Below are 8,333 nucleotides of genomic sequence, written 5' to 3'. Positions count from 1 at the left end.
AATGAATGCTTATTTGGACTTCCAGCCGCTGTTGCGGTATTCTTCAATGACAAGATGGCAGTTCGTTCCGCTGAAGCCGAAGCCGCTGATGGCAGCCATCCGGGAGCCGCGTTTGTTCTCCGGCCAGTCCACCAGCTCACGGTTGATATAGAAAGGGCTTCCCTCCAGCCGGATCTTCTCGTTAAGCCGGGTATAGTGGATCAGCGGCGGAATCTGCCTGTGCTTCAGAGACAGCAGAATCTTAATCATTCCGGCGACTCCGGCGGCCATCGTGGCATGTCCGATATTGGCCTTGACGGAACCGAGCGCGCAGTACTGGCTGTCCTGTGTAAAAGACCGGAAGGCCTCTGTCAGCGCCTTGACTTCAATCGGATCACCGAGTGAGGTGCCCGTTCCATGCGCTTCCACATAATTGATCTCAGCCGGATCGATCCCGAATCTCTCATAGACCGTTCTCTCCAGCTGAATCTGCGAATTCACACTCGGCGCCGTAATGCCGTTGGTCCGGCCGTCCTGATTCACGCCGCTTCCCCGGATCACTCCGTAGATATGGTCCCTGTTCTCAATCGCCTGCTTAAGCGGCTTCAGGACCACAACCCCGGCCCCCTCACTCAGCAAGGTCCCGTCTGCGGCCTGATCGAAGGGTCTGCATACCCCCTCTGCCGACAAAATCTCCATCTGGCTGCTCTGCACCATACTGTCAGGCGTAATCATCAGCCGGATGCCTCCGGCAAGCGCCATATCGCATTCCCCATTCCAGAGGCTGGCACACGCCTGATGTACAGCTACCAGCGAGGAGGAGCAGGCGGTATCCAGCGAAATACTCGGTCCCTTCAGGTTCAGGAAATACGAAATCCGGGCGGCCAGGATAGAGGAAGAGGTTCCTGTAAAAGCCTCTGAGGTATTGCTCAAGTGATTCGCTTCCAGATGCTTGGTATAGTCGCTTGGAGCACATCCGACAAATACGCCGCAGCGGGTGTTCTGCACCGCCTGGTCGGAATATCCGGCATCCTCCAGCGCGTTCCAGGCCTCCTGCAGAAAAATCCGCTGCTGCGGGTCCATAATCTCCGCCTCTTTAGGTGAGATATTGAAGAATAACGGATCAAATTCATCCACCTGCTCAAGCAGACCGGCAACGGTACAGTAGGTCTTCTGGTCGGCCTTGTGGTCTTTGTCATACCAGGCACGGATATCGAACCTGCTGCCGGGAACCTCACCTGTGCTGGAGACGCCGTCCCGCAGGTTACGCCACAGCTCTCTTGCCGTAGCTGCGCCGGGAAACCGGCCTGATAATCCGACGATGGCAATGCCTTCCGGCACAGCGGCGGATGCTGTGGCGGGTGCGGCTGCCGGCGGACTGCTGAATGCAGCTTTTGGCGCAGCTGCGGCCGGTTCTTTCGCATTGCGAGCGGCGGTGGAGAAGCCAAGCTTGATTTTGCCGGCTGGTTCCGCTTCCGCAGCAGGAGCTGCGGGTGCCACTGAATTCGCGCCGGTCTGAAGCAGAAGCTTGGGCGCCCCGGAGACTGGCGGTATTGCGGACAGAGAAGCCTGCACCGCCGGTGCTTTTACCGGTTCACGAGATGGTCCAGCGTCTTGCTTGACTGGAGTCACTGCAATCGGTGCGGATGGTGCGGCTTCCGGTTTGTGCTGGGAGAACTGGTCGATCAGATCGTTCATATATTCATATCTGTGGTTCAGCCGCAGAGAACGTGCCGCTTCGGCTTCAGAGCTGCTCTCCGGTACCTTCTCCGCAGCCGCCTGCTCTCTATGGAGCGGACCCGGAATATTAGGAATACTATTCTTCTGAACCTCGTGAACCATATACCGGGCCAGCTCCGGAATCGTCGGATAGTCATAGAGCAGAATTCCGTCGAGCTGGAGCCGCAGCGCTTCATTCAGGTCGCGGACAATCTCCACACTGCTGATCGAATCAATTCCCATCTCCTTAAAAGACAGCTCATCGCTTATCTCCTCCGGCTGAAGCTTGACCACCCGGCACAGCACATCCTTGACCAGCTCCTCCACCGATTCTTGAGTATGCTCCTGCTGCGCGGCAGCGGCTGTCCGGTCCAGCTTCTTCAGTTCATTGATACGTCTCAGGCCTTCACGGGCCTCCAACCTATGCTCCTTGATCTGCTGCAGAATATCTCTGATCATCCCGCCGTTACTCATAGTACACCTCCAAGAACTGGGCAACCTCATCCACATCCAGCTCATCCCCGTCCAGTCTGGACAAAAGCTCCAGCAGGTCGTGATCCTCCGGGTTAAGCGGAGCGTCAACGGCTTGCACTGATACCTCGGCAGCCTTGGGTTCCAGCAATACACCCTGTATACGTCCGATGTGCTCTGCAAGCAGGTTAATGGAGTAGTAATCATAAATATCGATGGTATCCAGCCGGAGTCCGAAGCACTCGTTCAGATCGCGGACAATCTCCACACCGCTGATGGAATCCACCCCCATCTCCTTGAAACTCATCTCCGCATCCAGCTTCTCTTCATCCAGTTGAATCCGCCCGGCAACGATCCGGGTGAGTTCGCTCCTGATGCTCATCGCAGCTTCGGCATTTGTATCAGCAGCCGCATTCTCCTTTGTATCCGGGTATTTCATATTCCCTGCTCCGTCTGGTGCTGTGCCTGCTGCCCGCTTGCCGCTTTCCTGTTCATCTGCTTCCGGCGTCCGAGGCCGGTATAAATGGCGGATCTTCGCCTTGACCTCTGGTGTGGTGAACGTAATCCGGTGCATTTCATTCTCCCGTTCTACACAGCGCAGCAGCGGTTCCAGCACCCGGCTGGACAGCTCCTGCTTCAGCACGCTAACAGTCGTCCGGGGCTTCCCGGCAATTTGCCGGGCAATCGACACGGCTTCCTGCAATACCTTATTCTTAGCCCTGAAGAGAACCGGTGCAGCTCTGTCTTTGAGCTGTTCTCCTGTGTACATGCTGGCCGTGAACATCATTTCCATGGCGAGGTTTTTGCCCAGCTTGTCCTCCAGGATGAAGGTGGCGCCCATTCCCGGGGTGAAGCCATATTTGGCAAAAGCAGCAGAATAAACGCTCTCTTCAGCCATCACCACGATATCCGCGTACAATCCGAACAGCATACCGCCTCCGGAAGCATGGCCTTCCATCGCGGAGATTACCGGAATAGGGCATTCCAGCATCCCCCTATAGAGGATCGGGGCGTCCGTGAAGCTCAGCATCGAGTCGGAAATATCCAACAGCTGCTCCTGGGTGCCGCCCATGGAGAAGATCCGCTCATCCCCGGCAACGACAATTGCCTTGATCTGTTCGTCCTGCTGTGCAAGGTTGAAGCAATGGGTTAGTCCCTGTATGACCTCATGGGTGAATGTGTTGTTATGTCTGATATCCTGCATGCGGATCAATGCTACGCCGCCTTCCAGCCGTTCAAGCACAACTTCGTCTCCGGTATACGCCGTCCCGGCTGCAATGGGCACTGCGGGTTCCGAAGCCTGTGCCGTTTTTACAGGCTCTTGTGTACTTGTCGTTGGATGTAATGAATTCGCAGCCTCTATCCAATAGCTTTTGCGGGCAAAAGGGTAATGCGGCAGCGATACAAGCTCAGGTGTTGAATTCCCGTACAGCGCCCGCCAGTCTATCGCAGCGCCTTGCGCCCAGGCCCGGGCCAGGCTTCCGGCTTCATGCAGCTTGTATGCCGGGACCTCCGGTAATGATTGGCCATGTACCTGTGAAGCGAAGCACTGGCCAGAAGCCCGCTCATCCAAGTAATCCGTAAGCAAAGCTAGAAGCTCGTTTCGAGTGCTGTATACGATGGCTACCCGGTGCTTCATAGGTTCTCTGGCAACCTGAAGGGTATAGCTTAGCCCCATTAGAGATAGCTCGTGTACAGCACCAGTCTTCGCTTCATCGCCAGCCCCGCGTAATTCCGTACTTGCTCTTCCGGGTATAAGCCGATTGCCCAGCTCCAGCAGCGTCAAGTCACCGCTAACAGCGATAGCATCAGCCGCAAGGCCGAATTCTGCCGCGAGCATCTCCTTTAACCGGATCGTTTCGACAGGACCAAGGCCCAGCTCAGAGAGGGTGTGATCCTCCGTAATCCCGGTAATCTTAAGATCCAGCATCTGAGCCATCTGCTGCTTCAGATATGAGAGCACTTCCTTCATATGGCCCCAGTCCTCAGCCTGCTCATGTCCGATGAAGTCCCTCATCCGCCGGACATAGGCTTGCAGCCGCTCAGGAGTCTGGGCGGACAACACAAAGACATAAGGTCCGTGTGTATCCGTCTCTTCCTGTTCCTGATTGCTGTCCTCTAGACTGCCTGTATATTGCTCCAGAATGACATGAGCGTTGGAACCGCCTGCACCGAAGGCACTGATGCCAGCGCGTCTAGGGTATACGGTTGTCCGTTCCTGGCCCCTACGTGTGACAGGTAACCATGTCTCAAGCTTCCGCTGAATATAGAAGCCCGAATCCTCAAGCCGCAGATGCGGGTTAAGGGGCTCCGAATGTAATGAAGGTACGAGCTGCCCATGCTGCATCTGAAGGATGACCTTCGCGATGGCTGATATTCCGGCTGCCGCTTCAGCATGGCCGATATTGGATTTGACCGAGCCTATGGCACAGCTGAAGCCAGCATTCCTATAGGGGGCAAAAGCATTCATTAGCGCCTGCATCTCAACAGGATCACCAAGTGGGGTACCTGTCCCGTGTGCTTCAATATAATTGATCGTGCCTGCATCCACACCGCTTCTGGTGATCGCTTCCGTTACCGCTTCTTCCTGTGCACGCTGATTAGGTACGGTGAATCCGCTGGCTTCGCCGCCATGGTTGATGGCGCTGCCTTTGATGATTGCATAAATGCGGTCATGATCCCGCTCTGCCTGCCGCAGCGGCTTAATCAGGATGGCCCCCGCCGCCTCTGCCGGTACATACCCATCCCCGCCTTCACCGAAGCTGCGGCATCTGCCGTCTGAAGAAGCGAAGTTGCCCTGGGACAACAGAAGATATTTATCCGGGTGTACGGAGAGGTTAACGCCTCCGACCAGCGCCATGGCACAATCCTGATTCTTCACGCTCTGGCAGGCCAGATGCAGTGCCGTCATGGAGGAAGAGCACATCGTGTCAATGCCCAGAGAAGGTCCGGTCAGTCCAAAATAGTAGGATACCCGGTTAGCAATGGAGGAGATCGTAGAAGTGGAAACCTGCCGGCCGGTATTGTAAAGCTGGTATTGCATCCACATCGCTCCAGTGAATACGCCCACCTTCTTGCCTTTTAGTGCTGAGCGGTTATATCCCCCATCCTCGAATGTCTCCCAGGCCAGCTCCAGGAATATCCGCTCATGCGGGTCCATCAGCGCGGCTTGATAAGGGGCGACATTGAACAGGAGGGAATCGAACTTGTCCACATCGCGCAGGAAGCCGCCCCATCTGGAGCTATCCTTGCCCCAGCTCTCCTGTGCCGTAAGCTGCTGTTCTTCATGGTTCCACCGCTGCGGATCGATCTCAGTTACCGCATCCCGGCCTGACTTGAGCAGCTCCCAATATTCTTCCAGATTGTCCGCCCCCGGGAATCTTCCGCTGATGCCGATAATTGCGAGATCCCCGTCTTCGCTTCCGGCGGCTCTGGACGGGCTCTGGATGAACTCGGGCTGCGGAGCAACCGCAGGCTCACTTGCTGGACTTCCTTCTCTAATCAGGAATTCATCGATTCGGAGTTCTTCCCCCGGAGCCATGAGCAGTACGGCTTCTTCGCGCTGCAAGGCCCACTCCAGCGCCGCGATTGCTGCGGAGGTATCCAACACCGCAATGCCGAATTTATTTTTTAGCGCAAGCTCTGTGTGCTCGCCGCCCTTCATCCCCCCGTCGCGCCAGAGCGGCCAGTTAACAGACAGGGATTTACCGCTCCTCCGTCCCTGCGTTCTCCATATTTCCCTATGCTGCATATAGCCGTCCATGTACAAGTTCGCATACGCATAATCGCTTTGAGCCGGATTGCCCAGGACCCCCGCGACAGAAGAGAACCCGGCGAAGAACGCCAGCGGCTCCTCCTGAAATACTTCATCCAGATTCGCCGTCCCTTCTGTCTTCGCCCGCAGTACGTCAAGGAAATCTGCACTGTCCTTATGAACCAGCAGCGAATCCCGGGTCATTCCCGCACCGTGAAAAATCCCGTCCAGCCTGCCGTACTTCTCCTTCACATAAGCATGCAGCCGCTCCACCGATGACCTGTCGGTTACATCGCAAGCCATATAGTCCAGCTGCGGATGCGCGCCTAACGCAGCCAGGTTTTGTTCCAGCAGCTTCGCTGCTCTGCCGCAGAGGAGAGCTGTCCCGCCTTGCTTCAGAACATACGCCGCCAGCTGCTGTCCAATCCCGCCGGCCCCGCCGGTAATTAAATAAATATGATGTCTGCGGATCGCTGCCGCTTCACCGCCAGCGGTTTGACCGGCCTTGCGGTAAGTCCGGATTCTACGTGTCCCCTGTGTATATTCGATGCTTCGGCCATCTTCCCAGCCCTCATGAAGCTCGTTACGGACAAGGGTATGTAAGTGTTGTGTGTTCTCCGCGTCTAGTCCGATGCATTTATAAGTTACTTTATCTGTCTCCGATTGAAGACAGGCCAGAAATCCTTCCATGGCTGAATCACCCGGATGAGCCGCAGAGCCTGTCCGATTGTACAGATACAATACTTTTACAGCCGATTCTATTCTGCTGCGCAGCAGCTCTCTAAGAATGCAGAACATGGGCATTACCCGCTGCCCGGACGGCTCCGTCAGATCAATCCGGCTCTCCCCGCTGCAGTTCAGGCTGTTGATTAGAACCGTTGGCAACTGTCTTGACGCGGATAATGCATCCGCGAGCTGCTTGTAATCCTGTTCACGGGCCAGATTGATGCGGTACAAGCCCGGCCCTTCTACAGCGAATTCTTCTCCCGGATGTACGAAGGTGTACCGGTTGCCAGCCGCAGCTTCAGTCAGATCCGGCAGCGTATCCCGTTCCCGGCATAAGACCAGCACCTGCTCCTGTTGCCTCGGATATCCCAGCCCTCCCGGATGTCTTAACGGACGTTCTGTCCAAGCTGGGGTATAGGCGTGCACAACCGTACCGGAACGAAAGAACGACTCTGCGTGCTCCCGGAGAATATAGCGGCTCAGCTCATCCAGTGTGGCATATTCGAAGAGCAGCGTCGGATACAATGGGCATCCCAGCCTCTCCTCCAGCCGCTTCACGATGTCCAGCAGATGCTGTGAATTGAGCCCCAGACTATAAAAGCCCTCCTCTGTCTGAAGCCCGGCCTCGTCCCTTCCGGACAAATCGCTTACCAGATGCTTCAGATAAGAGGTAACCGCGTCCTGGCGTGCACGTTCTCCAGCCGGATTCCCCGCCAGGTTCAGCGGCACGCTAGGATTAGTCTGTACCGTATTCGTCCCCGTCCCCGGCTCCGTCTCCGCTGCCGGATCAACCGGATTCAGGAGCTTCCGGGGATTGCGGATCAGCTCCTTGGAGCGGATCTTTTTGAGGCCCCAGCGCTTGAAGCAGGCTATCTCTTCCCCCTGTGCGTTATATACCTCAATATCGAAATACATCAGGTCACGGATGTCGCCATCCGGGTAACCCTCATCCTTAATGTAGACGTAGATCTGCTCCTTCATTGGTTCATACGCATGGAAGGATTCGATGAACATCGGAATGGAGGCTTGAATTCCGCGGGAGAAATCCAGCTCCTGCAGGACGACGAAGCCCTGCACCAGCGTGGCCGCATCCAGATAACAAGGATGCATGCAGAAGTGATCCATATACTCCCTGGCCAGTTCTCCCAGACTAATCTCCGCGAGAATCCGCTGGTCGCCATAATACAGCTTCCCCAGACCCTTCATGAATTCAAGGTGGCGGATATCAATTCGCCGTACATAGCTGTAGGCATGGTCCAGGTCTTCCACACGCCGGCTCTGGCTTTTGATCTGCCCGATGTCAATCGATTTCCGTTCGCCGCTGCGCGGAGGAGACAAATGCAGCTCGCAGCGCAGATTCTCATCCCAGACACTGTCCAGCTCGCGGTGCCCCTTGACCTTCCGGGACTGTGCCACAATCCCGTACCCGTCTGCTGCCCTTGTGAAAGTGATCCGGATCTTCTTATCGTACTGATCACTGGTTGTGACCGGCTCGCTGAACAGGACCTTGCGCAGCTCAATGTCACGCAGATTCACGCCCTTGGTCTGCAGGAACCGGCAGATCATGTCCAGCAGTGTGACTCCCGGCATCATCCGCACACCATGGACCCGATGATCTCTGACAATGTAATTGCTGTTGGTGATTACTGTACTGAACCTTGTGCCGTGTAAAGTGTCCATCCCC

2 protein-coding genes are annotated in these 8,333 nt (G+C 56.0%); both read right to left on the bottom strand.

Translation table 11 applies throughout. The features are described 5' to 3' along the window. Positions 1–9 precede the first annotated feature (9 nt). A complete protein-coding gene (locus NSS83_RS02805) occupies positions 10–2,172 on the bottom strand; it encodes a type I polyketide synthase (protein ID WP_341185849.1) in 2,163 nt (720 codons plus the stop codon). Next, on the bottom strand, positions 2,165–8,329 hold the full coding sequence (locus NSS83_RS02800) for an SDR family NAD(P)-dependent oxidoreductase (protein WP_341347625.1): 6,165 nt from the start codon (positions 8,327–8,329) through the stop codon (positions 2,165–2,167). The genes NSS83_RS02805 and NSS83_RS02800 overlap by 8 nt, the downstream gene beginning before the upstream one ends. Positions 8,330–8,333: the final 4 nt, after the last annotated feature.

Origin of the sequence: Paenibacillus sp. FSL H3-0469, from assembly GCF_038051945.1 — a bacterium.
Lineage (GTDB): Bacteria > Bacillota > Bacilli > Paenibacillales > Paenibacillaceae > Paenibacillus_AQ.
Note: the sequence above shows the minus strand (reverse complement) of the source record. Positions and strands in the feature narration are given on the sequence as shown.